A 25,974-nucleotide genomic window follows, 5' to 3' on the forward strand; every position below is an offset into this window, starting at 1 on the left:
GCGCCGCTGGTCGGGGCCGCGCTCTGGCCCCGGATCCTGGTCTCCACGGCCGACCCGGCAGCCTCGCTGACGGTGGCCGAGGCGGCCGCCGGCCGTCCGACGCTGGCACTGTTGGGATGGCTCGCGTTACCGCTCGTGCCGGCCCTACTAGGCTTTCAGGCGATGTGCTGGTGGGTGTTCCGGGGACGGATCGACGGCAGGGCACCGGTGTACTGGTGAACCGCCGCCCGTTCGACCCGCGTCTGCTGCGTCGGGTCCCCGCGGCCCGGCGCGACCTCGCCGTGCTCGCGGCGCTGGGCGGGCTGACCGCGCTGCTGGTGATCGCCCAGGCGACCGCGCTGGCGACGCTGCTGGCCACCGCGTTCGACGGGCGGCTGCACCGGCCGGCGCTGGCCGGTCTCGTGGCGGCGGTCGCCGGGCGGGCGCTGGTGAGCTGGGCGCAGGGCACAGTGGCGGCGCGGGCCGCCGCGACGGTCAAGGCGGCGCTGCGCGCCGACCTGCTGGGCGCGGTCGGCCGGCACGGACCCACCTGGGTCGCCGGGCAGCGGGCCGGGCAGCTCGCCACGCTGGCCGGGCGCGGGCTGGACGCGCTGGACCCCTACTTCACCGGCTACCTGCCGCAGCTCGTGCTGAGCGTCACGGTGCCGGTGGCGGTGCTGGCCCGGATCGTGTTCGCCGACTGGAGCTCGGCGCTGATCATCGCGCTCACCATCCCGCTCATCCCGATCTTCGGCGCGCTGCTCGGCTGGCAGGCGCAGGCCGCCACCGAACGGCAGTGGCGCCGGTTGTCGCTGCTCGGCGGGCACTTCCTCGACATGGTGGCCGGGCTGCCCACGCTGCGCGCGTTCGGCCGGTCCAAGGGGCAGGTCGACGTGGTACGCCGGATGGCCGACGGCCACCGCCAGGCCACCATGAAGACGCTGCGCATCGCGTTCCTGTCCGCGCTGGTGCTGGAACTGGTCGCCACGCTCTCCGTCGCGCTCGTCGCGGTGCCGGTCGGCATCCGGCTGCTCGGCGGCGGCCTCACGCTCTCCACCGCGCTGCTGGTGCTGCTGCTCACCCCGGAGGCGTACCTGCCGTTGCGTGCGGCGGGCAGCCGGTTCCACGCCAGCATGGAGGGACTCACCGCGCTGGACGAGGCGCTCACGCTCTCCGCCACCGACGCGCCCGCCACCGCCGAACCCCGCCGTCCCACGCCGCGCGGCCGGGGCGAGATCCGCTTCGAGGGCGTGAGCGTCGCGTACGACCGGACCACAGCGCTGCGCGACGTCACGCTGACCATCCGGCCCGGCGACCGGATCGCCGTCATCGGGCCCAGCGGCGCGGGCAAGAGCACGCTGCTCAACCTGCTGCTCGGCTTCGTCGCACCGACCTCCGGCCGGGTCACCGTCGACGGCGTGGACCTGGCCGGGGCCGACCTGGACGCCTGGCGGCGCGAACTGGCGTGGGTGCCGCAGCGGGCGCACCTGTTCGCCGGGTCGCTCGCCGACAACATCCGCCTCGGCGCGCCGGACACCCCGGACGACGTGCCAGCGCGCCCAGCTCCGGACCGGGCTGGCCCGGGTGGCCGACCTGCTGGCCGACGGGCTGGACACCCGCCTCGGTGAACGCGGCCACGGCCTGTCCAGCGGTCAGCGGCAGCGGGTCGCGCTCGCCCGCGCGTTACCGGACCGGGGCCGCCCCCGCGCTGGCCGATTTCGACCTCGACCTGCCGGCCGGCCGGCGGGTGGCGGTGGTCGGGCCGAGCGGCGCCGGCAAGAGCACGCTCGCCGCCGTGCTCACCGGCGCGGTACGCCCCGACACCGGCCGGGTCACCGTCGGCGGCGTGCCGGTGGCCGGGATCCCGGACGAGCACCTGCCCCGGGTGGTCGGCGGCCTGCTCGCCGAGGCATACGTCTTCCACGCCACGGTCAAGGAGAACCTGCTCCTCGGCCGTCCGGACGCCACCGAGGCGGACCTGGTCGCCGCGACCCGGGCGGCCGGCCTGCTCGACTGGGTACGCGAACAGCCCGACGGCTGGGACACAGTGGTCGGCGAGCAGGGCGGGCAGCTCTCCGGCGGGCAGCGGCAGCGCCTCGCGCTGGCCCGCGCGCTGCTGGCCGCCCCGCCGGTGCTGGTGCTCGACGAGCCGACCGAAGGGCTCGACCCGTCCGCCGCCGACGCGGTGCTGGACTCCACGCTCGCCGCCACCCCGGCCGGGCACTCGGTGCTGCTGATCAGCCACCGGCTCAGCGGCCTGGCCGGGCTGGACGAGATCGTGGTGCTCGACGGCGGCCGGGTGGTACAGCGCGGCCGGCACGACGAGCTGGTGGCACGCCCCGGGTGGTACCGGGAGCAGTGGCTGCGGCAGCAGACGGCCGAACGCGGCTACCTGGCGGTCACGCCGTAGCGCGCACTGAATCCGATCGGGGTTTTCCCTGACGCGGTAGCCCGTCCCCCGATGGCAGGCTTGTGCGCATGCGGGTCCATGACGAGGCGGTGGTCGACCGCCGGCTGCGCGAGCTGTCCGGACGCCTGTACGGGCCGGACCGGCTCAAGGCCGACCTGCTGACCGAGACGCGGCACGCGCTGGAGGACGCCGTCGAGGCGTACCGGGAGGAGGGCCTGCCGCGCGCGGAGGCGGAGCGGCGGGCGGTCGCCGAGTTCGGCAGCGACCGGCAGCTCGTGCCGGAGTTCCAGGCCGAGCTGGCCACCGGCGCGCTGCGCGGGCTGGCGCTGCGCACGCTCCTGATCTCGGTGGTGCTGATCGCCGCCGGTGACCTGACCTGGCAGGGGTCGAGCTGGAGCGGCGGTCCCCCGCCGCCGGCGAGCTACCTGCTGCTCTCCGCCGGGCTGAACGTCATCTGGGGCGTGATCGCCGCGCTGGCGCTGGCCGCGTTGCTCGTCGGCCCGCTCACCGCCCGGTGGGGGTCGCCCCGGCTCGTCCGTCCGGCCCGACTGATCGGTTTCGGTCTGACCGGCGCCCTGGCGCTCGGCGTGACCGCCGGCGGCGCGCTGTTCGGCTGGTCGGTCGGGCTGTGGGACGCCGCGCTCACCTGGCCCCCGATGATCATCGGGGCGACGGTGGTGTCCGCGGCCTGGTTCGCACTGGTCCGGGCCGCCCGCTGCTGGGTGCTCGCCGAGCGGCGGTTGGCCGGCTGAGCCGGTCGGCCGCCTGAGCGGCCGGCCCACCGGTCCGGCCGGCGGGGTTCAGGCCGGGGCCGTGGGCGGTTCGTCCGCCCCGAGGAACCGGCCGACGGTGGCGCTGAACTCGCGCCAGCCGGCCCGCTCCCCCACCAGCGCCCGGCCACCGGCCTCGGTCAGCTCGTAGGTGCGGCGTTCCCGGCCGTTGACTGTGCTCCACGTGCTCGCCACCAGCCCGGCCCGCTCCAGCCGGCGCAGCGCCGGATAGATGGTGCCGGTGGGCAGATCCAGCGTCCCGCCGCTGCGGGCACGCAACGCCTCGATGATCGCGTAGCCGTGTCTCGGGCCCTGTTCCAGCACGGCGAGCAGCAGCGCGTCGAGGTGGCCGTGCAGCGCCTGCGCCTTCATGCGTAGCAACGCTACTTGTCGATCCTCCGGAACGCCAAGGGGTGCGGCTCCCGGCCGCAACGGTTCGCCCACTAGGGTATGTGCGCAGAGTCACTCGGCGGCGCGACGCCGCCGGGTGGGCAACCGAACGCACACGGAGGTCAGCGTGGCCCGCCAGTCGCCCCAACGGCCCGACGCCGACGAGCCCGAGCTCGACGACACCGACGCGCCCGCCGCAGCCGACGAGGTCGAGGCGGACCGCCCGCCGGCGGACCGCGCGCTCTGGGACGAGGTGGGGATCGACCCGGTGGAGATCGCGCTGCCCGCCGGCACCGGCTTCACGCTGCGGGCGTACCGGCCGGCGCGCGAGCTGACCCCGACCGACGTCGCCGAGCGCGACCAGGACGACCCCTTCCTGGCCCGCCGCCAGGTCGTCGAGACCGAGGACGACGAGGAGGTGGTGATCCTCGACGAGGAGTTCGCCGCCCTCTCCGCCGAGGAGGACGACGAGGACGACGACAAGGCCGAGAAGGCCGCCAAGGGGCGCCGCAAGGGCGAGGCGGACGACGACGCGACCGAGGACAAGGCCGAGTCCGAGGACGAAGAGGACGACGACGAGGACGAGGACGCCGCGGGCGACGAGGAGGTGCCGGTCTTCCTCACCCACAAGGGCCGGCTCCTGCTGTTCAAGACCCCGGAGTCATTGGTCTCTTTCATCCGTTCCGGCGCGCCCAACGACCTGTCCCAACTGGACAGCTGGAATGAATTGTCCGAACGGCTGGAACCGGCCGACATCGCCCCGCTGGACGAGGACACCTACGAACTCGACCTGGTGGTGGAGAACCTGCGCGGCGGCCACGACGCATGGGACCACGAGCTACTCATCGAAGCTGGTGAGATCGCCCGTGACCTGGCGTACGCGCTGCGGCTACCGGCCGTGCTGGACATGCTCTCCGCCGGCTCGAGCCTGGACGATCTGGACGAGGCGCTGCGGGCTTCCGTCAACGGCGGAATCGGTGGTTTCCTGGGTCGGCGCCGGCTGAAGAAAATCGGGGCACAAACCGCAAGTTTGGGTTGGCGCACCATTGTCGGCAAGATCTCTGCGGTTGTGGACTGGCGCGACTGACCCGGAGCGGGGAGCATCAGTCTCTGGCAGAGCAAGACCTGTGTCCCGGGAGGAGGACGACGCCGTGGCGCTCGTGCGCGTGTACTGCGGTCTGGCCTCGGCAGATCCGGCCGACCGAACGGCTTCGGCCGGAACGACGCTGACGTCCGCTGTGGTCGACGACGCAGGCCGTCTGCTGCACGTCTGTGAGATCGCCGACGAGGCCGCCGGGTACGCCCAGCTGGTCGCGCTGCTGGTGGAGCGGTCCGGCGGTCCGAGCGGCGCGGCCATCGCCGCGGACAGCGACGACCACATCGTCACCTCGCTGCTGAGCGCCGCCGGCCGTCCGCTGGCGATCGCCGACGACGACTCGGTCGACGACTTCGCCGAGCGCTTCGCCGACGACGACTCCCTGGAGGAGATGCAGTCCCCGCCCGCCGAGCGCCGCGCGGTCGGGCTGGCCCGCGCGCTGCAGGCCGGCGCGCTCTCCGCGGTGACCCTCCCGGCGCCGCGTGAGCTAGCCGGATACACGCAGGTCCTGGCCGCGCACGCGGCGCTGGCGAGCGGCCGGCACTCGGCCGCGGTGACGCTGCGCGAGGTGCTCCGCGAGCTCTACCCGGCCGCGCTGCGCGCGTATCCGGACCCGGCGGACCGGGTCGCCCTCGCGGTTCTCGACGCGCTGCCCGAGCCGGGGATGCTCACCGGTTCCGCGGCCCGTGGCCGCGACGGCGGGCTGACCGCCGACGCGGTGGTCGCGCAGCTGGCCGCCGAGGGTCTGGCGGACGCGGGCGACATCTCCGACGCGGTGACCGCGCTGCGGGTCGCCATCTCCGAGACACCCCGGCGGGCCACCGTCAACCGGACGCTCACCGCCGCCGTCGCCGAGACGGTACGGCAGGCGGTCGCCTCGGTCCGGACCTGTGACGCCGGATGCGACGCGCTCGTGGGCGCGCTCGCCGAACGCACCGCTCCCGCGCCCGCCACCGGCCGCCGGGCCGCCGCCCGACGCGGTGAGCAGGTCGACGAGCTGGCCCCGGCCACCGACCTGCGCGCGGTGCGGCCGGTCCAGCCGGAGCCGGCCGCCGAGCCGGCACACCGTGGTCGTCCCGAGCCGGCCGGCGCACCCGAGCCGGCCGGACGGCGCAGCCGCCCGGAGCCGATTCCCGGCGGGCGCCGCGGCCGGCCCGAGCCGGTCTCCGGCCCGGCCGCCACGACGACGCCCCGGCCGCTCGCCCCGCCACCCGTCGCTCCCGCCCCGGTCACGCCTCCGCCGGTCGCTCCGGCCCCGGTGACTCCCGTGGCTCCGGCTGCCTCGCTGGGCCGTCCGGCCTCCGCGCCGCCGTCCCGGCCCGAGCCGACCGGCGCGCCGCTGCCGTCGCGGGTGGACGGACCCACCAACCGGCCCATCTCCGCGCCGCCTCCGCCGCCGCCCGGCATCACCCCGATCGCCCCGTCGCCGCGCGGCGCCGTGCCGCCGGCCGAGGCCGGCGAGCCGTTCCGGCCGACGCTGACCACCGCGGCGATCAACAAGGCGCGGGCGGAGCGGCAGCGCACCGTCATCCCGCCCCGCCCGAAGACCAATCCGCACCAGGAACCGCCGACCGGCGGGTTCAGCGCCACCGACCTGAGCATCCCGGTGCCGGCCCCGCGCCCACCGGCGCCGGAGGCAGCCCCGCCGGGTTCCCGGGCGAACTGGCCGCTCGTGAACAACGAGGACGACACCGCCCGGGAGCGGGAGGGCACCACCTACCCGTACGGACGGGGCGTGGACGCGCCGAGCGACCCGGGCCGGGTCACGCCGCCGTGGCTCGCCGACGACCTTCCGCAGGAGCCGCCGATGCTGCGGCTGGTGGAGCCTCCGCCGCTGGCCGACCGGGCGCTGCGCGACGAGATGAGCCGGCAGGCCGATCCCGGGCTGGACACGCCGCCGCTGCGTCTGGTCGACCAGGGCGACCCGGGCCGCGTGCCCATGACCGCCCCGCCCGAGCGGCGTCCGGCGCCGAAGGAGCACCGCCCGCCGCCGGTCTCCGACGACGGCGACGGTGACCTGCTGATCTTCGCGCAGGCCAAGTCCGCCTGGTTCGTCGGGCACGGGGACGAGGCCGACCTGGAGTGGTCCAGCACCGCTGACACCGGCTGGCAGGCGGCCGAACAGGCCGCCCGCCCGTCCGTCGGCGCGGAGACCAAGGCCGGCCTGCCGAAGCGGGTGCCGCAGGCCAACCTGGTGCCGGGCTCCCCGCTGCGCGAGGAGCGTCCCCTGCGGATCGTCCGGAACGCGGCGAGCCTGGCCGAGAACACCACCGGATACTTCCGGGGCTGGCGACGCGGCCAGGAGATCGGCGGCTTCGCCGTGGGCGGCCGTCCGGGCCGCGAGGCGGCCGGCGGCTGGGACTTCACCCGCGACACCGGGGACCGCGAGGACGACCGGGAGTACGAGTACCGCTCGGCCGGTTACCGCTCCTGATCAGAGTCCGCCAGGCCCACGAGTGGGGTGTTTCATCCCACACCTGGGCGATTTGACGCTGGGCTGGACCGGCCGGGAACATACCCGGCGGACCAGCGGCGGCGCCTGTTCGCCGGGGTGGGAAGGCGATTCCAATGGCGACACCGGCGTTCGACTCCACTGTGCTCACCCGGCGGGGCGTCCTCGCCGCCGCAGCCGGGAGCGTGCTGCTGGCAGGCTGCGCGCCGCAGGGCCAGCGGCCGGAGGACGGCCCGTCCAGCAGCGCGCCGAGCGACCAGGATCTGATCGTCGGGGCGAGCCTGGAGCTGACCGGCGCGGGGTCGGTGCTCGGCGTCGCCCAGCGGCAGGCCCTGCAGCTCACCGCCGACTCGCTCAACCGCACCGGCCTCCCGGTCGGGAACCTGGTCCGGTCGGTCCGGCTCCAGATCCTGGACAACGGCAGCAATCCTGAGGTCGCGGCCCGCCACGCCGCCGAGCTGACCCGGGCCGGGGCGCAGGCCCTGATCGGCGGCGTGCTCGGCGAGACCTCCGTGGCCCTGGCGACGGCCGCCCAGCAGGTCAAGACGCCCTTCCTTTCGCTCGGCTACGGTGACCGCATCGTGCTGCCGCTCGACGAGCGCACGTTCACCTACAAGCTCACGCCGGACGCCGTGGACATGGCACGCCGCCTGGTGGAGCTGTTCGAGTCCATGAAGGTCCGGAAGGTGTCCCTGCTGGCCGCCGACGGGCTGCACGGCGACTCGGGTGTGCGGGCGATGCGGGAGGCGCTCGCGGACAGCAGCACCGACCTGGCCCGCACGGTGCGCCTGCCGGCGACCGGCCGGCGCTTCCGTGCCGCCGCCGAGCGCGTCGCGGGTGGCGAGCGGGACGGCGTGGTCGTCTGGGCCACCGCGCCGGACTCCGGTGCCGCGGCACGGGAGCTGCGCGCCGCCGGGCACCGCGGCCCGATCTTCTTCGACGCCGGCGCGGTCGCCGACGACACCGTGCAGGGGGCCAACGCCGCCGCCGTGGAGGGCGCATACGCCGTGCACCCGGCCTGCCTGGACATCTCCGCGGTGACCGCCACCACCACGGCGCAGCTGGCCCGGCGGGACTTCGCCACCCGCTACACCCAGCGGCACGGCGGCAGCCCCGGCTTCGCCCCGTACGCCTCGGACGCCCTCCAGCTCCTCGCGTGGTCGGCGCGGATGGCGACGAGCCTGGACCGGGGCCGCCTGCGGGCGCTGCTCCAGGCGCAGGCGGTCCAGGGCATCGCGGGCGGGTACGCGTTCACCGCCGCGCGGCACGGTGGCATGGAACCCGACTCGCTCGCCGTCTACCAGGTCTACCGGGGCGGCTGGACGCGTCTCGGCTGACCCGGAGCGCCGCCCGGCGATTCCTTCCTGGAGGTCACCGGGCGACCGCGTACCGTGTCCGTCCCCGGACGGCAAGAAGCGCCCGGTGGCCTCAGGCCGCCGGGCGCTTCCGCGCGTCGGTCAGGCGGGTGCGACGGCCCGCGAGCGCCGCATGGTGAGCACGTACTCGACCAGCGAGATCAGCACGTGCTTCGTGGACTCCCGGTTACGGGCGTCGCACGGCACCACCGGCACGTCGCGGGAGATCGCCAGCGCGTCCCGGACGTCCTGCGGATCGTGGTACTGCATGCCGTCGAAGCAGTTGATGGCCACCAGGTACGGCAGCCGCCGGTGCTCGAAGAAGTCGATGGCGGCGAAGCAGTCGGCGAGCCGCCGGGTGTCGACCAGCACCACAGCGCCGATCGCACCCCGAACCAACTCGTCCCACATGAACCAGAACCGCGTCTGACCCGGCGTACCGAACAGGTACAGGATCAGATCCCGGTCGATCGAGATACGACCGAAGTCCATCGCCACCGTGGTCGTCGTCTTGCCCGGCACCTGCCGGGTGTCGTCGACGCCGACACCGGCGGAGGTCATGATCGCCTCGGTGGTCAGCGGCGTGATCTCGGAGACCGAGCCGACCAGCGTCGTCTTGCCGACGCCGAACCCACCGGCGATAACGATCTTCGCCGACGTCACTCGGCCGCTCGGGGCCGGCGGCCGGTGCGACATGTCAGAGCCTGCGAAGTCCACTCAGCACCCTCTCCAGCAGTTCAGTGCCCACCGCGTCGTCGGAGTCGTCCAAAATGGTCGGCTCGTGGACCGCGACCAGGCCGTCCGTCGCCATGTCGGCGATGAGCACCCGGGCCACGCCGAGCGGAAGCTGCATCCGCGCCGCGATTTCGGCGAGCGACTGCACACGTCCGTCACACAACGCGGCGATGTACTGGTGTTCACGACCGTGGCCACCATTGCCAGTGGCAACCGCTCGGCCGCGCACCGTCGTCTCGACGAGCGCCTCCAGGGCGATGTCGAGCCGGGGACGGGTACGACCACGGGTGACGGCGTACGGCCGGACCAATGCGCCGGTCGGCTCGTCACGATCCGCCATGTCGCCGCTCACCTCCCTCGTACCCGGCACCGGCTCGCCCCGGTGACATCCGTCGCTGTCGTTGTTGTTCCCGCACCTGACCCACCGGCCAGCGCGTCATTCAGCCCATCATCCCCACAGCCGTGCGCGGCTGCGGCGTCAGGGCATCGCCCACCCGGTCCACGAGCAGGGCCATCTCGTACCCGACCTGACCCACGTCGCAGCTCCGCGCCGCCAGCACCGCGAACGACGAACCGTCGGAGATGGACATCAGGAACAGGAATCCGTTGTCCATCTCGACGACTGTCTGCAACACCGCTCCGCCCTCGAAGCAGCGGGCCGCGCCCTGGGTCAGGCTGACCAGACCGGACGCGATCGCGGCGAGCTGGTCGGCGCGGTCCCGCGGAAGGTCACGGGACGAGGCGAGAAGCAGGCCGTCGGCCGAGACCGCGACCGCGTGCGCCACACCGGGCACCCGGTCGGCGAAGTTGGCGAGCAGCCATCCGAGATCCTGCGTAGTAGTCATCCTTGTTGCTCCTTCTGCCCGCTCCCGGCCACCGGGCCTGAGCCAGACTGCGAGGACTGCTGCCCGCCCGGAGTGCCCTCCGGGCCGGTCGTGTTGCTGTCGGTGTTACGCCCGCGCTGCACGCCCCGATGGTAGGCCGACAGCAGGCCCCGGACGCCTTCCGGCGTCCGCCGCTGCACCGAGGCAGAAGGCTTGTCGATGCTGCCGGGCACGAGCTGCGCCATCGGCTTCCGCTTCGGCAGGCCCTTCTGGGTGGTCTCCGCGACCGGCACCTCGGTGGCCGCCGAGGCGGCGCGCCAGCCGTCGTCGGCCGCGGTCTGCCAGGGCGAGGACTGCGGCGACGCGGTCGGCTGCCGGGTGGGCAGCCCTCCGCCGTACGCGGGACGGGTGTTCCCGTTCGCCGCGCCGTTGTCACGCGGTGCTCCGCCGGCCGTCGGAGTGTGTGCCATCGGTGCGTTACCTGTCGTTGCGGGTGTCGGCTGCGGCACGGGCCGGCCGGCGGTGTCCACCTTGGCGAACTGCTGGGTGGCGTCGCCGCCGTTCGTCGTCGGGGCCGGGGCCGCCCCTCCTCGTGGGGCCCGGGCCGGCGGGTACGGAACCACGCCGACTCGAGCTCCCGGAAGATCGGCAGCCCAAGTCTCGTCGGCGTACGCTGGCGGTTGCCCTGCTGAATGCACTGCCGGGCCCGGTCGCGCCGCCGGGGCGGCACCGGCCGGTTGGTCGCCGGGGTGGTAGCCGGCTGGTTCGTCGCCGGGCCGGCGGCCGACGGCTGGCCGGTCGCGGGCTGCGCGGTGGCCGGCATCTCCGTGCGCGGCACCCGGGGCAGCTCGGTGGTCATGTCCATGCCGCTGGTGGGCCGTTCCGGCGCCGCGGGGGCCGGGGCCGGAGTGACCGGCGGCCAGACCGGCGGCGCACCGACGCCCGGCCCGGGCGTCACCGGTCGCGCCGGCAGCTGGTTCGCCGGCGGCGCGGAGACCTGGTAACCGGCGGCCGGCTGGCCGGAGACCGGCGCGGCCGACGTGGGCTGCCCGGAGACCGGCGTGGCGGAGACCGGACGGCCCGTGTACGGGTCGCCGGAGACCGGCGCCGCGGAGACCGGACGGCCGGAGAACGGGTCGCCGGAGACCGGAGCGGCCGAGACCGGACGGTACGGCAGCGGGTTGCCGGCGGCCGGGGCGCCGGAGACCGGCGGCAGCGGCGGCGCCGACACCGGCGGGACCGGCGGCGCGGAGACCGGCGGCGGGCTGTAGGGCCGCGCCTCGGGGCTGCTCGGCAGCTGGCGCGGGATCGCCGGCTGCTGGCCGCTGGTGCCCGGGTCGCCCTCGGACGGGTTGCGCCGCTGGGGCAGCGGCTCGAATCCGGAGCCGGACGAGGGCCGGGAGCCGAACCCGCCGTCCCCGTCGCCCGGGTTGGAGCCGGTCAGGTCGGACCAGGCCGGCATGGCGCGAGCGCCACCGGCGTTCGCCGGGGTGCCCGAGCCGTTGCGCGGCGCCGGGTCGAAGGCGCGTCCGCCGAGCGTGACCTGGTTGCCGGAGGCGCCCGGGTGCGGGGCCGGCGGCAGGCTCTGCGGGTTGTTGTTGCCGAAAGCGGCCAGGGCGCCGAAGGCGGGCGTCGGTCCGCTCTGCTGCGGGGCGGCGGGCGGCAGGGCCGGCGCGCCCGGACCACGGCCGGCCAGGGCACGCGGCACCAGGACCGTGGTGGGCAGCGTCACGTCGGCGACGGTGCCCCGGTCGGTGCCCGGTCGCAGCTCGACCCGGACGCCGTGGCGGGCGGCCAGCCGCGCCACCACGACCAGGCCCATCATCCGGGAGACCGCGACGTCCACCTGCGGCGGCGTGGCCAGCCGCTCGTTGAGGTCCCGGAGCTGCTCCGGGCTGATGCCGATGCCCCGGTCCTCCACGTAGAGGGAGGCACGGTCGCCGACCCGGCGGGCCTCCACCATGACCTGGGAGTCGGGCGGGGAGAACGCGGTCGCGTTGTCGAACAGCTCGGCGACCAGGTGCACGAGGTCGTTCACCGCGTGGGCGGCGACCTCGATGTCCCGGTCGATCACCCCGAACTCGATCCGGGTGTAGTGCTCGACCTCGGACTGGGCGGCGCGGAGCACGTCGATCAGGGCGGCGGGCTCGCGCTGCACACGCGTGGAGTCCGCGCCGGCGAGCACCAGCAGGTTCTCGTCGTTGCGGCGCATCCGGGTGGCGAGGTGGTCGAGCTGGAACAGCTCGGCCAGCCGGTCCGGGTCCTCCTCGCCGCGCTCCAGCCGGTCGAGGTGGCCGATCAGCCGGTCGACCAGGATCTGCGAGCGGCGGGCCAGGTTGACGAACATGGTCGCGACGGACGCCCGCAGGGCGGCCTGCTCGGCGGCGGTCCGGACGGCCTCCAGGTGGACGGCGTTGAACGCCTCGGTCACCTGGCCGAACTCGTCCTTGCTACGCACCGGCAGCGGCTCGGCGATCTGGTTGGCCAGCTGCACCGGGGTGAGCTGGCCGGTCACCTGCGGGTCACGCAGCCGGGCGACGGCCTGCGGCAGCCCGTACTGGGCCACCGCCAGGGCGCCCTGGCGCAGGTCGCGCAGCGAGCGGGCCATCGAGCGGGCGACCAGGTACGCGAACAGGATGGCCAGCAGCAGCATGGTGAGCAGCAGGCCGGTCTCCAGGAACACCTGGCGCTGGGTGTCCGAGCGCAGCGCGTCGGCCTGCCGGACCACGTTGCCGTCGAGGCGGGACTCCACCGTCCGCATCAGCTTCGCGTTGGCGACCATGGCCTGGTCCCACTGGTCCGCGCCGAACTGGGCGTTCTCCATCGAGCCGCTGTTGTTGCCCGAGATGAAACTCGTGTAGAGCTCCGCCCGGCGCAGGTCCGGCCCGGAGACGGTCTGGTCGTAGAACAGCTTGTCCGGGTCGGTGGCTACCGCCTGGAACGTCGCGAACGCCTGCGACTGGCCGGTGCCGCTGGCGATGAACTGCTCGCGCAGCGCGGGGGTGTACTGGTTCTGGGTGATCGCCTGGTGGACGACCACGCGGCGCTGGGTCAGGAATTCCTTCTGCCGGGCGACAGCGGCCGCCGCGCGCATCCGGTCACTCAGGTCGTTGTCGCCGGCGAGCTGGGTGGCGGAGTCGCGGATCGCGAGCAGGTCCTCGATCAGCTGCCGGTAGGTCAGGTCGGCGTCATTGATCTTGAGCTTGCCGTTCAGCACCTGGCTGCGCGTCGCCGGGAGGTCCTTCAGCTGGGTGTCGATCGCGTCCAGCAGCCCGACGAAGTTGCGCGGCAGGTCGTCGATCTCGCCACGCTGCCGCAGGTACGGCGACTTCGCCTGGTCCACCCGCTGGTTGGCCCGGTTGTAGCCCTCCTGGTACTGCGCCCGGGTCTGGAACTCCTTCGCGCCGAGGAAGAGCACGGCGCCGACCCGCTCGTCCTGCACCGTGTCGATCAGGTCACCCGAGTAGCCGATCAGATTGGCCAGGTCCCCCGCACGGTTGGCATTGTTGAGCGTCTCCAGGTGGTCGACCAGACCACTGGTGCCCACCACGACCGTGGCGATGGTCGGCACGATCATGATCAGACCGAGCTTGGACCAGATCGGCATGTCGCGCAGCCGACTCATCGGCCGGCGCAGCCGCGACAGGAAGGAGCCCGCCGTCGTTGGCCGTTTGCTCACGTCACCGCCCTCGCATTACCGCGCCCGACGTCACCTGAGGGCAACGCCGAGCGACCGACCCGGCGGGTCGGACCTCCGAGATTCCATCACGCCGCCCCGCAAAGAGAAAGACCAGGTTGTCCCTCACCGGAGGTGTGATGAGATGTTGATGCAATTTGATAGCTATCCGTCTGGCCGGAGTCACTGAAGGTAATGGAACACCCGCATCGCGTTGTCCTGCTCGCTGGCCCCTCCGGGTCAGGAAAGTCATACATAGCGCAGCGAACCGGACTTCCGGTGCTCTGCCTGGACGACTTCTACAAGGACGGCGACGACCCTACGTGTCCGCGTCGGAACGGACAGGTGGATTGGGAGTCCCCACTGTCCTGGGATGCGGACATGGCGGTGCAAACAATCACCCGACTGGCTCGGGAGGGCAAGGCCGAAGTGCCGGTTTATGCGATCGGCGCGGACCGCAGGGTGGCCACCCGGCCATTCGACATCGACGGATCGCCAATCTTTGTCGCCGAGGGGATCTTCGCCGCCGAGATCGTGGCCGAGTGCCGCCGGCAGGGCGTGCTCGCCGGCGCGTACGCGCTACGCCGCCCACGCGGCGCGACGTTCCTGCGCCGCCTCGCCCGGGACCTCGCCGAGCAGCGCAAGGCGCCCCGGGTGCTGCTCCGGCGCGGGGTCGCGCTGCTGCGCGCCGAGCCGGCCGTGCTGCGCCGGCAGACCGGGCTCGGCGCCGAGGCGGCCCGGGCCGGTCAGGTGCTGCGCGGGGTGGCCGCGCTGCTCTCCGGCCACCCCCGCCAGTCGTGATCAGCCGATCAGCTCGGCGTACGCCGGCTTGATCACCTCGTCGATGATCCGCAGCCGCTCGTCGAACGGGATGAACGCGCTCTTCATCGCGTTGATGGTGAACCACTGGAGTTCCTTCCAGCCGTAGCCGAAGGCCTCCACCAGCAGCGCCATCTCCCGCGACATCGAGGTGCCGCTCATCAGCCGGTTGTCGGTGTTCACAGTCACCCGGAACCGCAGGTCGCGCAGCAGCCCGATCGGGTGGTCGGCGATCGAGGCCGCGGCACCGGTCTGCACGTTCGACGACGGGCACAGCTCCAGCGGGATGCGCTTGTCCCGCACGTACGCGGCCAGCCGGCCCAGCACCGGCGGGTTGCCGGGGGTGATGTCGTCGACGATGCGTACGCCGTGGCCGAGCCGGTCGGCGCCGCACCACTGGATCGCCTGCCAGATGGACGGCAGGCCGAACGCCTCACCGGCGTGGATGGTGAAGTGGAAGTTCTCCCGCTGGAGGTACTCGAACGCGTCCAGGTGCCGGGTGGGCGGGAAGCCCGCCTCGGCGCCGGCGATGTCGAAGCCGACCACCCCGGTGTCGCGGTGCCGCACGGCCAGCTCGGCGATCTCCTGCGACCGGGCGGCGTGCCGCATCGCGGTGAGCAGCGTGCCGATCCGGATCGGGGTGCCCGCCTCGGCGGCCAGCGCGCTGCCCTCCCGGAACCCGGTGACCACCGCGTCGACCACCTCGTCCAGCGTCAGGTTCTGCTCCAGGTGCTGTTCCGGGGCGAACCGCACCTCGGCGTAGACCACGCCGTCGGCGGCCAGGTCCAGCGCGCACTCGCGGGCGACCCGGCGCAACGCGCCGGCGGTCTGCATGACCGCCACCGTGTGCGCGAACGTCTCCAGGTAGCGCTCCAGCGAGCCGGAGTTCGCCGCCTCGGTGAACCAGACGCCGAGCGCCGCCGGGTCGGTGGTGGGCAGTTCGTGGCCGACCTCGGCGGCCAGCTCGACGATCGTCGCGGGCCGCAGGCCGCCGTCGAGGTGATCGTGCAGCAGCGCCTTCGGGACCTTGACGATGTCCTCGTACGAGATTGCGACCATGCTCCGACCCTAGTCACCCCCGGTACGGGCGCGACGGTGGACCGGGCCGGTTCAGGGCCGCCAGCCGTACACCCGCTCCACCGCCAGCCGCAGGACCACCCGCCCGTCGGCCACCATGGCGGCCCGGTAGTCGGCCCAGTCCGGGTGCTCGCCGCGGATGCGCCGGTACACCTCGACCAGCTCGTCGACCGTCGCGTCGTCGATGGCGGCGGCCGGCGGGGTGAGCGTCACGGTGCCCTCGGCCACGGCGTACGCCCCGCCGTCGGCGGTGGTCACGTGGAAGCTGGCCCGGGGATCGCGGCGCAGGTTGCGCACCTTCGCCCGGCCGTCGGTGGTGGAGCAGCGGATCAGGCCGGGCTCGGCCAGGTAGTCGAGGTTGGACAGCTGGGGCCGGCCGTCGCGGCGCAGGGTGACGAGCACCCCGCGCCCGCGCTCGCCGAACAGCTCCCACAGCCGGGCGCTCATGCGGTCACCCGCAGCGGGGCGAGCGCGGCGGCCAGCCGGGCGAGCTGATCCAGCATGAGCGCGGCGGCCTCCTCGCGGCCGGGGTCGGGTCGCAGCTCGCCCGACTCGTCCAGCGCCTGCCGGAGGAAGACGACCACCTGGTCGTTGACCGGGGTCATGTTCAGCGTGGTCACCACCTGCTTGATCATCTGCACCGCGCGCAGGCCCCCGGAGGTCATGCCGTAGCTGACGAAGCCCACCGGCTTGTGCTGCCACTCGTGGTAGAGGTAGTCGATCGCGTTCTTCAGCGGCGCGCTGAAGCCGTAGTTGTACTCCGGCATCACCAGCACGAAGGCGTCCCCGGCGTCGATCTCGGCGCTCCAGGCGCGGGTGTGCTCGTGCACGTAGTTCCGCTCGGACGGGTGGTGCGGCTCGTCGTGGAAGGGCAGCCCGACCTCGGCCAGGTCGAGCAGGCGCACCTCGTCGAAGCCGGCGTGGCGGACGGCGGCGGCGGTGAACCAGTCACCGATGCGACGGCCGACCCGGCCGGGGCGGGTGCTGGCGACGACGACGTTCAGGCGGGGCATGGTGAGGTCACTCCTGTCGGGGCGGCGGCCGGGGCCGGCGCGGTGAGCCGGGGAACGAGCCAGGCGACGATCGGCCCGATGCCGATCGCATAGAGCAGGGTGCCGGGGCCGACGGCGCCGCCGAGCAGCCAGCCGACGGCCAGCACAGTCACCTCGATCGCGGTGCGGGCCGGGGCCGAGCGGCAGGCCGCGGGCGGCCAGGCCGGTCATCAGCCCGTCCCGCGGGCCGGGGCCGAGGCGGGCGCCGAGGTAGAGCGCGGTGGCGAGGCCGTTGAGCAGGACGCCCGCGACCAGCAGGCCGATCCGGCCGGCGAGCGGGGCGACCGGCGGCAGGAGCGCCAGCGTCGCGTCGAGGGCCAGGCCGACGAGCGCGACGTTCGCCACGGTGCCGACGCCCGGGCGCTGCCGCAGCGGGATCCACAGCAGCAGCACCAGCAGCGCCACGCCGTTGACCAGCACGCCCATCGGCAGGCCGGTGCGCTCGGCGAGCCCCTGGTGCAGCACGTCCCAGGACGCGAGCCCGAGGTCGGCGCGGACCATCAGCGCGACGCTGACGCCGAACAGGGCCAGGCCGGCGAACAGCCGCACCAGCCGCGACGGCAGTTTGGTTGACATGTCATCAAGCTAGACCGCAACTTGGTGACATGTCAACAACACCGGTAGGATCGGCCCGTGGACGAACCGCGTTGGCTGGACGAGCAGGAGGACCGCGCGTGGCGCGGCTACCGCCGCATGCGCCGCCTGCTCGACCTGGAACTGGCCCGGGAACTGATGCAGGACGCCGGCCTCTCCGAGCCGGACTACGACGTCCTGAGCGACCTGTCCGAGACCCCGGAGCAGCGGCTGCGGCTCAGCGAGCTGGCCGACCGCATGCTCTGGTCCCGCAGCCGCCTGTCCCACCACATCTCCCGGATGCAGCAGCGTGGCCTGGTCACCCGGGAGGAGTGCGCCACCGACGGCCGCGGCTCGGTCGTCACGCTCACCCCGGCCGGGCGCCAGGCCGTCGAAGCCGCCGCGCCCGGGCACGTCGCCGCCGTACGCCGGCACCTGATCGACCTGCTCACCCCGGCGGAGCTGGCCGCGCTCGGCACGCTCAGCCACCGGGTGGTCGACCACCTCACCGGCCGCCCCACCGGCCGCCCGGAAGCGAAGGACTGAGGCGTGGACGACCGCATCCTCGCCCGGCTGCGCTGCCCGGTCTGCGCCGAACCGCTGACCGCCGCCACCGCCGGCACCACCCGCGCCCTGCGCTGCCCCCGCGGGCACAGCTTCGACACCGCCCGGCAGGGGTACGTCAACCTGCTCGCCGGCCGCTCCCCGCACACCGGGGACAGCTCCGAGATGGTCGCCGCCCGCGCCGACTTCCTCGCCGCCGGCCACTACGACGCCGTCGCCGCCGCGCTCGCGACCACAGCGGTACGCGTCGCGGGCGTCGACCCGTACCCGCTGGTGGTCGATGCCGGCGCCGGGACCGGGCATTACCTCGCGGCGGTGCTGGCGGCGCTGCCGGAGGCCGCCGGCCTGGCCCTGGACGTCTCCAAGCCGGCGCTGCGCCGCGCGGCCCGCGCCCACCCGCGGGCCGCCGCCGCGCTCGCCGACACCTGGCAGCGCCTGCCGCTGGCCGACCGGTCGGTGGCCGTGCTGCTGAACGTGTTCGCGCCGCGCAACGGCCCGGAGTTCCACCGGGTGCTCGACCCCGGCGGCGCGTTGCTCGTCGTCACCCCGGCCGCCGACCACCTGGCCGAACTGGTCGAGGCGCTGGACCTGCTGCGGGTGGACCCGGACAAGGCCGACCGGGTCGCCGGCAGCCTCGGCGCCCACTTCGCCGAGGAGTCCGCGACCGGGCACCGGGCCCGCCTCGCGCTGACCCGCGCCGAGGTCACCACGCTCGTCGGGATGGGACCGAGCGCCTGGCACGCCGAACCGGAACGGCTCGCCGCGCGCATCGCCGCGCTGCCCGAGCCGGTCCCGGTCACGCTCTCGGTCCGGCTCGGCGTGCACCGCCCGCGCTGACCCGGCTCAGGTGGAGAGGTCGACCTCTTCCCAGCCCGGCGGCTCGTCGTGGTACGGCCCGCGCAGCACCACCGCCCACTCCAGCGCCCACCGGCGCTGACCGATCGCGTTGGCGTCCACCAGGCCCGGCAGCGCGCCGCCGGCCTTCTCCGTCTCCAGGTACGCCCAGTCCAGGCAGTAGTGCAGGTCGAGCAGCGCGGCGGCGTCCCCGGGGTGCTGCGGCGCGGCCAGGATCCGGGCCTGCCACTGGGCGAACGTCTCCCCCGCCACCAGGTTCGGCATCCGCTCGACCAGCCGCTCGTCCACCGGCACCGTCGGGTCCAGCTCCTTGGCCAGCCCGAGCACCCAGGCCAGCGAGAACAGCGCGTCGTGGTGCAGCACGAACGACCTGTGGTCACCCCGGCCGCCCATCACGAACTGCCACTCCGGCGGCGTCACCGAGTCGACCAGGTGCGACTCCAGCAGCCAGCTCATCGCCGCCTGCGCGGGCATGCCGAAGCAGCGGGCCAGGATCACGTGCAGAACCGCGATCCGGGCCTCGACCTCCGGCGTCGGACGCAGCTCGATCTCGTCGCCCGGCTCCCAGACCAGCGGGAACTGCGGCGGGGGCAGCGGCAGGCCCAGCCGGGACAGCTCGTCCAGGCTCGCCTCCCGGACGGCCCGGGGGTCGGGGGCGGATACTCGCACGGTCAGTCCCTGTCTGTTCGGGTCCTCGCCGGTCGGTCCCCCCTGGCCTGGGAGGATAGCGACTCCGACCGGCCCGGCACCATGGCCCTCAGCCGATCCGCTCGATGACGAGCGGCGTCGCCTCCGGCGCGTCCGGCGCGATCCGCACCGCCTCGCGCGCCTCGGCCAGCGCGGCCGGGATCCGCTCGGCGTGCTCGGCGCGCAGCTCGAACAACGGGTCGCCGACACGTACCCGGTCACCCCGTCGCTTGTGCAGCACCACGCCGGACGGGATGCTCACCGGGTCCTCCTTGCGGGCCCGGCCCGCGCCGAGCCGCCAGGCGGCCACCCCGATCGCGTACGCGTCCAGTTCCGCGACCCAGCCGTCCTCGGCCGCGGTGACCACCTCGACCTCGTTCGCGGTGGGCATCGGCGCGTCCGGGTCGCCGCCCTGCGCCCGGATCATCGTCCGCCAGGCGTCCATCGCCCGGCCGTCGCGCAGCGCCGCCTCCGGGTCGGCGTCGGGCAGCCCGGCCGCGTGGAGCATCTCCCGGGCCAGCGCCAGCGTCAGCTCCACCACGTCGGCCGGGCCGCCACCGGCCAGCACCTCCACCGACTCGGTCACCTCGACCGCGTTGCCGACGGCCAGGCCGAGCGGCGTGGACATGTCGGTGAGCAGGGCGACGGTCCGTACGCCGTGCGCGCCGCCCAGCTCGACCATGGTGCGGGCCAGTTCGCGGGCGTCGTCGGCGTTCTTCATGAACGCGCCGGAGCCGACCTTCACGTCGAGCACCAGCGCGCCCGTGCCCTCGGCGATCTTCTTGCTCATGATCGAGCTGGCGATCAACGGGATCGCCTCGACGGTGCCGGTGACGTCGCGCAGCGCGTACAGCTTGCGGTCGGCCGGGGCGAGCCCGTCGCCGGCCGCGCAGATCACCGCGCCCACGTCGCGGAGCTGCGCGATGAACTCGTCGTTCGTGAGCGCCGCCCGCCAGCCCGGGATCGACTCCAGCTTGTCCAGCGTGCCGCCGGTGTGGCCCAGGCCCCGGCCGGACAGTTGCGGGACGGCCGCGCCGCAGGCGGCGACCAGCGGGGTCAGCGGCAGGGTGATCTTGTCACCGACACCGCCGGTGGAGTGCTTGTCCACTGTCGGGCGGGCCACCGGCGACAGGTCGAGCCGTTCGCCGCTGGCGATCATGGCGGCGGTCCACCGGGCGATCTCCGGCGCGGTCATGCCGCGCAGCAGGATCGCCATGGCCAGCGCGGACATCTGCTCGTCTGCGACCAGACCCTTCGTGTACGCGTCGACCACCCAGTCGATCTGCCCCTCGCTCAGCACACCCCCGTCCCGCTTGGCCCGAATGACGTCAACCGCCGTAAAAGCACTCACTTACAAGATCCAATCAGTAATCGCGCTTGGCCGCACCCACCAGCGAACGGTGACCGTCGAGGAATCGGGCCGAGGGTGACCGGCGGAGGGATCAAGCCTGACCGCCCGGAGCCGGGCACCCTCGGCCCGATTCCCCCCAGCTCAACCCCAACGAACCGGAATCTCCGAGGGAGGCTCACCCTCACCGGCCCAGAAGACAGTGCCCGAAGCATCCACCACCACCACGCGCGGCGTACGCGCCAACCCCCACTCGATCGCGCTCGCCGGGTCGTCCCAGGTGGAGCCCTCCTCCAGCACGCCGGTCTCGGCGTCCTCGGCGCCGCCGGAGGACCGCTCCCAGTACGCCGTCCAGACCTGCTGCCCGGCCGAGAGGTCGGGGTGCACGAACACGGTGCCCCGGCCCCGCCAGGCGGCCAGCCGGTCCGGCACCACCGGCACCGGGTGCTCGCCGGTCACCGCCTCGATGTCGGCCACGTCGAAGGCGTGCGGCAGCAGCTCGGCCATCCGCAGCGGCCCGCCCTTCGACTCGACCAGGCACTCCGGCCCGCCCTGCTCCCACAGCAACTGCCGGCACCTGCCGCACGGCATCAGCGGCTCGCCGGTGGCGTCGACGCAGGACAGCGCCACGATCCGGCCCCCGCCGGTCGCGTGCAGCTGCGACACCACGCCGCACTCGGCGCAGAGCGTCACGCCGTATCCGGCGTTCTCCACGTTGCAGCCGACCACGACGCGGCCGTCGTCGACGAGCGCGGCGGCGCCCACCGGGAACTTCGAGTACGGCACGTAGGCGTGCCGCATGACCTCGGTGGCGGCGGCCCGCAGCCGCTCCCAGTCGATCTCCATCACGACTCCCATTCTGCCCAATTTGCGCCGATCGGTCGCGGCGCGGCCGGAGACGACGATGCCCGGCGGGTCGCCCCGCCGGGCACGGTGTCGCGGCGGGCGGTCAGCCCTTGATGTACGGCTTGCCGTCGGCGGCCGGCGCCCGGACCTTGCCGACCAGCCCGGCCACGGCCAGGATCGTCGCCAGGTACGGCAGCATCGCCAGGAACTGGCTCGGGATGCTGCTGCCGATCGCGCCCAGGTAGGTGGCGAGCTGGTCGGCGAAGCCGAAGAAGAGCGCCGCGAGCAGCGCGCCGGTCGGGCTCCACCGGCCGAAGATCAGCGCGGCCAGGGCGATGAAGCCCTTACCGCCGATCATGTTCTTGGTGAACGAGTAGAGCGCCAGCGTGTACGAGGCGCCGCCGACACCGGCCACCAGACCGGCCAGGATCACGTTGCGGTAGCGCAGCCGCAGCACCTTCACGCCCAGCGTGTCGGCGGCGGTCGGGTGCTCGCCGACCGAGCGGGTCCGCAGGCCCCACCGGGTACGGAACAGCGCCAGGTGGATGACCAGCACCAGCAGCAGGCCGAGGTAGAGGAAGATGTTGCCCCGGAACAGCGCCGGACCGATCAGCGGGATGTCGGACAGCAGCGGGATCTCCCAGTTGCCGAACCGGGGCGCGCTGTTGTACTTCGCCGCGTCGGTCTGCATCAGCCGCTCGTAGAGGAAGCCGGTGATGCCGACCGCGAGCAGGTTGAGCACGATGCCCATGACCACCTGGTCGACCAGGTAGCGGATGGAGAACACGGCCAGCAGGAACGAGATGAACGCGCCACCGATGGCGGCGGCCACCAGGCCGACCCAGACGCTGCCGGACATGCTGCCGAACAGCGCGCCGGAGAACGCGCCCATCAGGAGCTGGCCCTCGATCGCCACGTTCACCACGCCGGAGCGCTCGCAGAGCACACCGGCGAGCGCGCCGAAGATCAGCGGCAGGGCCAGGATGAACGTGCCGCGCACGACGTTCACCAGCGGCATGAAGTTGCGGCCCTCGGGCGCGGCGGAGACCTGCCAGCACAGGAAGCTCAGCACGAAGGCGACCAGCCCGGCGCCGAGCAGCAGCGCGAACCAGCGCTTCGGCACACCGGCCAGCAGCGCGCCTCCGGCCGCGGCGGTGATCAGCCCGAACAGGATCGCGCCGACCGTACCGTTGATCTCCAGGGCGGCGCCGCCCTCGGTCTCGCTGAGCGTGAACCGGGCGTGCTGGTCGGTCGCGAGCGCGCCGAACAGCACCGCCGCGAGCACGCCGAGCGCCAGCAGGACCACGCCGATCTTCCGGTTACGGGTCCAGAAACCCTCGTCGACCGCGGTAACGGCGACCTCGGGGACAGCGGTGGTGGACATGCTCACCAGCCCTTCGCGAGGCTCGTCTGCAACCGGGCGGCGCGGGCCGCCCGGAGCTGGAAGATCGTCTTCACCAGGGCAGGCGCGGCGATGAAGATGACGATGAGCGCCTGGAGCACGGTGACCAGTTCCAGCGAGATGCCGGAGTACGACTGCATCCGGTTGCCACCGGCCTGGAGCGCGCCGAACAGCAGCGCGGCCAGCAGCACACCCCACGGCTTCACGCGGCCGAGCAGCGCGACCAGGATGCCGTCGAAGCCGATCTGAGCGATCACCAGCGGGGTCAGCGCGGTAGCGGTGGTGCCGAGCACCATGGTCGAGCCGCCCAGGCCGGCCAGCATGCCCGCGAACACCATCACCAGCACGTACGTCTTGGTCACGCTGATGCCGGCGGTGCGGGCCGCGTCCGGGTTCGCGCCCACGGCCCGCAGCTCGAAGCCGAGCGTGGAGCGGTTGAGCAGCCAGGCGATGAACCAGGTGGCCGCCACCGCGAGCAGGATGCCGGCGTGCACCCGCAGGTCGTCGCCGAGCAGGCGGGGCAACTGCGCGGAGGAGTCGACCGGCTTGCTGATGGCGTCCGACCGGTTCGGGTTCTGCACCCCGTTCTGCACGATGATCCAGGACAGGAAGTAGACCGCCACGTAGTTGAGCATGATCGTGTTGATCACCTCGTGCGCCCCGGCCCGGGCCTTGAGGATGCCGGGGATGAAACCCCAGAGCGCGCCGCCGAGCGCGCCGGCGATCAGCGCCACCAGCAGGTGCACGACGGGCGGCAGCGGCAGCGCGAAGCCGGCCACGGCGGCCAGGATGACGGCGATCGTCGCCTGGCCCTGGGCGCCGATGTTGAACAGGCCGCCGCGGAAGGCCAGCGCCACCGACAGGCCGGTGAAGACGAGCGGCGCGGCGTAGGTGAGCGTCTCCGAGATCGGGCTCATGACGGCGGTGAAGCCGACCGCGTCCGGGTCGAAGATCGCGCCCTTGAACAGGTTCGCGTACGCCTCGCTGACCACAGTCCAGCTGGCGTTCAGCGCGTCCGTGGGGCGAGCCGTGATGTAGCTGTAGGTGGCCAGCACCTCCGGGTCGGACACGATGATCAGCACCGCGCCGACCACCATGGCCAGCAGCACCGCGAGCACCGTCACGGTGACCGTGTTTGCCGCCCAGAGGTTGTCCAGGAACATCCGGCCCATGCCGGGACGGGACTCCCCGGCCGGGTCCGGCCTCTTCGCGGTCGCGGTGGCGGGCACCGTCTGCTCGGTGTCACCGGCCGGCTGCGTCGGCGTCGCCCGGGCCTCGCTCAGCGACTCCTGCGCCTCGGTCGCCGGTTCCTTGTCCGGCGAGCCCGAGACGGGGTTCGGGTTGGTCATGCCTCGTCCTCGTTGCCAGGGCCGCCCTCGGTCGCGGTGGCGGCGTCCGGGGTGGCGGCGTCCGGGGTGATGCCGGCCATCAGCAGGCCGATCTCCTCGCGCGGGGTGTCCGGGCCGACGATGCCGATGATCCGGCCGCGGTACATGACCGCGATCCGGTCGGCCAGGCCGATCACCTCGTCCAGTTCGCTGGAGACCACCATCACCGCGGTGCCGATGTCCCGCTCGCGGATGACCCGGCTGTGGATGAACTCGATCGAGCCGACGTCCACGCCCCGGGTGGGCTGGGCGGCGATGAAGAGCTTCAGCGGCCGGGACAGCTCCCGGGCCACGATCACCTTCTGCTGGTTGCCGCCGGAGAGCGTGCCGACCGCGGCGTCGGCCGAGGAGGTACGGACGTCGAACTGCTCGATCCGCTCCCGGGCCGATTTCGCGATGGCCTCGGGCTTCAGCGACAGGCCCTTGCCGAAGGGCGGCCGGTCGTAGATGTCCAGCACCAGGTTCTCCGCCACGGAGAACTCCTTGACCAGGCCGTCCACGCTGCGGTCCTCCGGCACGTAGCCGACGCCGGCGTGGAGCACCTTCTTGGTCGACCAGCCGTGCGTCGGCTCGCCGTCCAGGCTGATCGTGCCGGCGAGCACCGGGCGCAGGCCCATGATCGCCTCGATCAGCTCGGTCTGGCCGTTGCCCTGCACGCCCGCGACACCGAGCACCTCACCGGCGTGCACGGTCAGGTCGACGCCGTCGACCGCGCGTACCTGCCGGTCGTCGTCCACGACCAGGCCGGAGACCTCCAGGACCGGCTTGCCGGGGGTGGCCGGCTTCTTGTCCACGGTCAGCCGGACGCTGCGGCCCACCATCAGCGCGGCCAGTTCGTCCCGGCTGGCGCTCGGCTCGGCGGTGCCGACCGTCTTCCCGCGCCGGATCACGGTGATCCGGTCGGCGATGGCCTTCACCTCGCCCAGCTTGTGGGTGATGAACACGATCGACTTGCCGGCGGCCTTGAGCGACCGCATGACCGCGAGCAGCTCCTCGGTCTCCTGCGGGGTGAGCACGGCGGTCGGCTCGTCGAGGATCAGCAGGTCGACGTCGCGGGTGAGGGCCTTGACGATCTCCACCCGCTGCTGGATGCCGACCGGCAGGTCCTCGATCACCGCGTCCGGGTCGACCCGCAGGTTGTACCGCTCGGACACCTCGGCGACCTCGCGGCGGGCCCGTCGCCGGTCGAGGATGCCGGCGAACGGCCCCCGGACCTGCTCGGCGCCGAGCATCACGTTCTCCGCCACGGTGAAGACCGGCACCAGCATGAAGTGCTGGTGCACCATGCCGATCCCGGCGGCGATCGCGTCCGACGGGCCCTTCAGCTTCAGCGGCTTGCCGTCGACCAGGATCTCGCCCTCGTCCGGCTGGTAGAGGCCGTAGAGCACGTTCATCAGGGTCGACTTGCCGGCACCGTTCTCGCCGAGCAGGGCGTGGATCTCTCCAGGCTCCACCGTCAGGTCGATGTGGTCGTTGGCGACCAGATCACCGAACCGTTTGGTGATGCCGCGCAGTTCGAGTCTCAGCGCAACCTCCTGGAGTGCGAGCGATGGTGCAGCGTAGCGACCTGCCGCGCCGCCACCACGCCGGGTGGGGATGTCGGGGGGAGTCAAGCTGATCGGCCGCCCCGGCGCTCGGGGTACCTTCCCCGTTGCGCCGGGACGGCCGGATCGTCA

At 73.5% G+C, this 25,974-nt stretch carries 20 protein-coding genes and 5 pseudogenes; 10 read left to right on the forward strand and 15 right to left on the reverse strand.

The genetic code is table 11. The features are described 5' to 3' along the window. The 4 genes and pseudogenes from MCBG_RS33035 to MCBG_RS16135 form a co-directional block, all read left to right on the forward strand. Window positions 1–219 (forward strand): annotated as a pseudogene (locus tag MCBG_RS33035) (cytochrome d ubiquinol oxidase subunit II); the annotation flags it as partial. After that, window positions 216–1,662 (forward strand): annotated as a pseudogene (cydD, locus tag MCBG_RS16125) (thiol reductant ABC exporter subunit CydD); the annotation flags it as partial. The pseudogenes MCBG_RS33035 and cydD, both read left to right, overlap by 4 nt. After that, window positions 1,655–2,389 (forward strand): annotated as a pseudogene (locus MCBG_RS32540) (ATP-binding cassette domain-containing protein); the annotation flags it as partial. The pseudogenes cydD and MCBG_RS32540, both read left to right, overlap by 8 nt. A 68-nt stretch (window positions 2,390–2,457) precedes the next feature. Beyond that, window positions 2,458–3,141, forward strand: a complete 684-nt coding sequence (locus MCBG_RS16135; protein ID WP_043326744.1) for a permease prefix domain 1-containing protein — start codon at window positions 2,458–2,460, stop codon at window positions 3,139–3,141. 48 nt (window positions 3,142–3,189) lie between these two features. On the opposite strand, the gene MCBG_RS16140 is transcribed toward MCBG_RS16135, so the two are convergent. Beyond that, entirely contained in the window at window positions 3,190–3,531 is a 342-nt protein-coding gene (locus MCBG_RS16140) for a PadR family transcriptional regulator (RefSeq protein ID WP_043326746.1), read from the reverse strand. A gap of 115 nt (window positions 3,532–3,646) precedes the next feature. On the opposite strand from MCBG_RS16140, the gene MCBG_RS16145 reads away from it, so the two are divergent. From MCBG_RS16145 to MCBG_RS16155, 3 genes are all read left to right on the forward strand, one after another. Beyond that, entirely contained in the window at window positions 3,647–4,636 is a 990-nt protein-coding gene (locus tag MCBG_RS16145; protein WP_043326748.1) for a hypothetical protein, read from the forward strand. 40 nt (window positions 4,637–4,676) lie between these two features. Then, complete coding sequence (locus MCBG_RS16150) at window positions 4,677–7,079, forward strand: hypothetical protein (protein WP_043326750.1); 2,403 nt, start codon at window positions 4,677–4,679, stop codon at window positions 7,077–7,079. Window positions 7,080–7,213: 134 nt separating this feature from the next. Further along, the gene (locus MCBG_RS16155; protein ID WP_043326752.1) at window positions 7,214–8,434 is read left to right on the forward strand and encodes an ABC transporter substrate-binding protein; all 1,221 of its coding nucleotides are present in this window, start codon (window positions 7,214–7,216) and stop codon (window positions 8,432–8,434) included. Window positions 8,435–8,554: 120 nt separating this feature from the next. Here MCBG_RS16155 and MCBG_RS16160 read toward each other — a convergent pair whose 3' ends face one another. The 4 genes and pseudogenes from MCBG_RS16160 to MCBG_RS16175 all read right to left on the reverse strand — a co-directional run bounded on the left by MCBG_RS16160 (window position 8,555) and on the right by MCBG_RS16175 (window position 13,690). Continuing rightward, window positions 8,555–9,148: a GTP-binding protein gene (locus MCBG_RS16160; RefSeq protein ID WP_030501201.1), complete on the reverse strand. Its 594-nt coding sequence runs from the start codon at window positions 9,146–9,148 to the stop codon at window positions 8,555–8,557. Window position 9,149: 1 nt separating this feature from the next. Beyond that, window positions 9,150–9,527 carry a DUF742 domain-containing protein gene (locus tag MCBG_RS16165; RefSeq protein ID WP_030501200.1) on the reverse strand — a complete coding sequence of 126 codons (378 nt, stop codon included), beginning with the start codon at window positions 9,525–9,527 and terminating at the stop codon, window positions 9,150–9,152. 100 nt (window positions 9,528–9,627) lie between these two features. Continuing rightward, the gene (locus MCBG_RS16170; protein WP_013283992.1) at window positions 9,628–10,032 is read right to left on the reverse strand and encodes a roadblock/LC7 domain-containing protein; all 405 of its coding nucleotides are present in this window, start codon (window positions 10,030–10,032) and stop codon (window positions 9,628–9,630) included. Then, window positions 10,029–13,690: pseudogene (locus MCBG_RS16175) on the reverse strand (nitrate- and nitrite sensing domain-containing protein). The gene MCBG_RS16170 and the pseudogene MCBG_RS16175 overlap by 4 nt, the downstream one beginning before the upstream one ends. 459 nt (window positions 13,691–14,149) lie before the next feature. Here MCBG_RS16175 and MCBG_RS34120 point away from each other — a divergent pair. Next, window positions 14,150–14,488: a hypothetical protein gene (locus MCBG_RS34120; protein ID WP_223201242.1), complete on the forward strand. Its 339-nt coding sequence runs from the start codon at window positions 14,150–14,152 to the stop codon at window positions 14,486–14,488. On the opposite strand, the gene MCBG_RS16185 is transcribed toward MCBG_RS34120, so the two are convergent. From MCBG_RS16185 to MCBG_RS16200, 4 genes and pseudogenes are all read right to left on the reverse strand, one after another. Then, the gene (locus MCBG_RS16185; protein ID WP_043326756.1) at window positions 14,489–15,565 is read right to left on the reverse strand and encodes an adenosine deaminase; all 1,077 of its coding nucleotides are present in this window, start codon (window positions 15,563–15,565) and stop codon (window positions 14,489–14,491) included. Window positions 15,566–15,616: 51 nt separating this feature from the next. Next, window positions 15,617–16,030: a PPOX class F420-dependent oxidoreductase gene (locus tag MCBG_RS16190; RefSeq protein WP_043326758.1), complete on the reverse strand. Its 414-nt coding sequence runs from the start codon at window positions 16,028–16,030 to the stop codon at window positions 15,617–15,619. After that, the gene (locus MCBG_RS16195) at window positions 16,027–16,596 is read right to left on the reverse strand and encodes an NADPH-dependent FMN reductase (protein WP_043326759.1); all 570 of its coding nucleotides are present in this window, start codon (window positions 16,594–16,596) and stop codon (window positions 16,027–16,029) included. Before MCBG_RS16195 ends, MCBG_RS16190 begins: the two co-directional genes overlap by 4 nt. After that, window positions 16,584–17,211 (reverse strand): annotated as a pseudogene (locus MCBG_RS16200) (YitT family protein). Before MCBG_RS16200 ends, MCBG_RS16195 begins: the two are co-directional and overlap by 13 nt. A 57-nt stretch (window positions 17,212–17,268) precedes the next feature. On the opposite strand from MCBG_RS16200, the gene MCBG_RS16205 reads away from it, so the two are divergent. Together MCBG_RS16205 and MCBG_RS16210 are read left to right on the forward strand one after the other, a co-directional pair. Next, window positions 17,269–17,754 (forward strand): MarR family winged helix-turn-helix transcriptional regulator, encoded by a 486-nt coding sequence (locus MCBG_RS16205; protein WP_043326762.1) that lies wholly within the window; start codon window positions 17,269–17,271, stop codon window positions 17,752–17,754. A 3-nt stretch (window positions 17,755–17,757) separates the two neighbouring features. Next, window positions 17,758–18,609, forward strand: coding sequence for a putative RNA methyltransferase (locus tag MCBG_RS16210; protein ID WP_043326764.1), 852 nt, complete (start codon window positions 17,758–17,760; stop codon window positions 18,607–18,609). Between the two features lie 6 nt (window positions 18,610–18,615). On the opposite strand, the gene MCBG_RS16215 is transcribed toward MCBG_RS16210, so the two are convergent. The 6 genes from MCBG_RS16215 to MCBG_RS16240 all read right to left on the reverse strand — a co-directional run bounded on the left by MCBG_RS16215 (window position 18,616) and on the right by MCBG_RS16240 (window position 25,911). Further along, window positions 18,616–19,296: a DUF4272 domain-containing protein gene (locus MCBG_RS16215; protein WP_043326765.1), complete on the reverse strand. Its 681-nt coding sequence runs from the start codon at window positions 19,294–19,296 to the stop codon at window positions 18,616–18,618. A gap of 88 nt (window positions 19,297–19,384) precedes the next feature. Then, window positions 19,385–20,665, reverse strand: coding sequence for a thymidine phosphorylase (locus tag MCBG_RS16220; RefSeq protein ID WP_043326767.1), 1,281 nt, complete (start codon window positions 20,663–20,665; stop codon window positions 19,385–19,387). A gap of 141 nt (window positions 20,666–20,806) precedes the next feature. Next, a complete protein-coding gene (locus MCBG_RS16225; protein WP_223201243.1) occupies window positions 20,807–21,520 on the reverse strand; it encodes a cytidine deaminase in 714 nt (237 codons plus the stop codon). A gap of 91 nt (window positions 21,521–21,611) precedes the next feature. Then, window positions 21,612–22,892 carry an ABC transporter permease gene (locus tag MCBG_RS16230; protein ID WP_043326769.1) on the reverse strand — a complete coding sequence of 427 codons (1,281 nt, stop codon included), beginning with the start codon at window positions 22,890–22,892 and terminating at the stop codon, window positions 21,612–21,614. A gap of 2 nt (window positions 22,893–22,894) precedes the next feature. Continuing rightward, a complete protein-coding gene (locus MCBG_RS16235; RefSeq protein ID WP_369799364.1) occupies window positions 22,895–24,082 on the reverse strand; it encodes an ABC transporter permease in 1,188 nt (395 codons plus the stop codon). A gap of 173 nt (window positions 24,083–24,255) precedes the next feature. Further along, a complete protein-coding gene (locus MCBG_RS16240) occupies window positions 24,256–25,911 on the reverse strand; it encodes an ABC transporter ATP-binding protein (RefSeq protein WP_043326773.1) in 1,656 nt (551 codons plus the stop codon). Between the last annotated feature and the right edge of the window lie 63 nt (window positions 25,912–25,974).

The sequence above is a fragment of the Micromonospora sp. M42 genome (assembly GCF_000568915.1).
Classification (GTDB): domain Bacteria; phylum Actinomycetota; class Actinomycetes; order Mycobacteriales; family Micromonosporaceae; genus Micromonospora; species Micromonospora chalcea.

What these genes read in the sequence shown, in the direction of transcription:
- MCBG_RS16230 (WP_043326769.1), bottom strand. Translation starts at nt 22,892, where the DNA reads ATGTCCACCACCGCTGTCCCCGAGGTCGCCGTTACCGCGGTCGACGAG.
- MCBG_RS16140 (WP_043326746.1), bottom strand. Translation starts at nt 3,531, where the DNA reads ATGAAGGCGCAGGCGCTGCACGGCCACCTCGACGCGCTGCTGCTCGCC.
- MCBG_RS16160 (WP_030501201.1), bottom strand. Translation starts at nt 9,148, where the DNA reads ATGTCGCACCGGCCGCCGGCCCCGAGCGGCCGAGTGACGTCGGCGAAG.
- MCBG_RS16165 (WP_030501200.1), bottom strand. Translation starts at nt 9,527, where the DNA reads ATGGCGGATCGTGACGAGCCGACCGGCGCATTGGTCCGGCCGTACGCC.
- MCBG_RS16170 (WP_013283992.1), bottom strand. Translation starts at nt 10,032, where the DNA reads ATGACTACTACGCAGGATCTCGGATGGCTGCTCGCCAACTTCGCCGAC.
- MCBG_RS16195 (WP_043326759.1), bottom strand. Translation starts at nt 16,596, where the DNA reads ATGCCCCGCCTGAACGTCGTCGTCGCCAGCACCCGCCCCGGCCGGGTC.
- MCBG_RS16135 (WP_043326744.1), top strand. Translation starts at nt 2,458, where the DNA reads ATGCGGGTCCATGACGAGGCGGTGGTCGACCGCCGGCTGCGCGAGCTG.
- MCBG_RS16155 (WP_043326752.1), top strand. Translation starts at nt 7,214, where the DNA reads ATGGCGACACCGGCGTTCGACTCCACTGTGCTCACCCGGCGGGGCGTC.
- MCBG_RS16235 (WP_369799364.1), bottom strand. Translation starts at nt 24,082, where the DNA reads ATGGGCCGGATGTTCCTGGACAACCTCTGGGCGGCAAACACGGTCACC.
- MCBG_RS16190 (WP_043326758.1), bottom strand. Translation starts at nt 16,030, where the DNA reads ATGAGCGCCCGGCTGTGGGAGCTGTTCGGCGAGCGCGGGCGCGGGGTG.
- MCBG_RS16225 (WP_223201243.1), bottom strand. Translation starts at nt 21,520, where the DNA reads ATGGGAGTCGTGATGGAGATCGACTGGGAGCGGCTGCGGGCCGCCGCC.
- MCBG_RS16185 (WP_043326756.1), bottom strand. Translation starts at nt 15,565, where the DNA reads ATGGTCGCAATCTCGTACGAGGACATCGTCAAGGTCCCGAAGGCGCTG.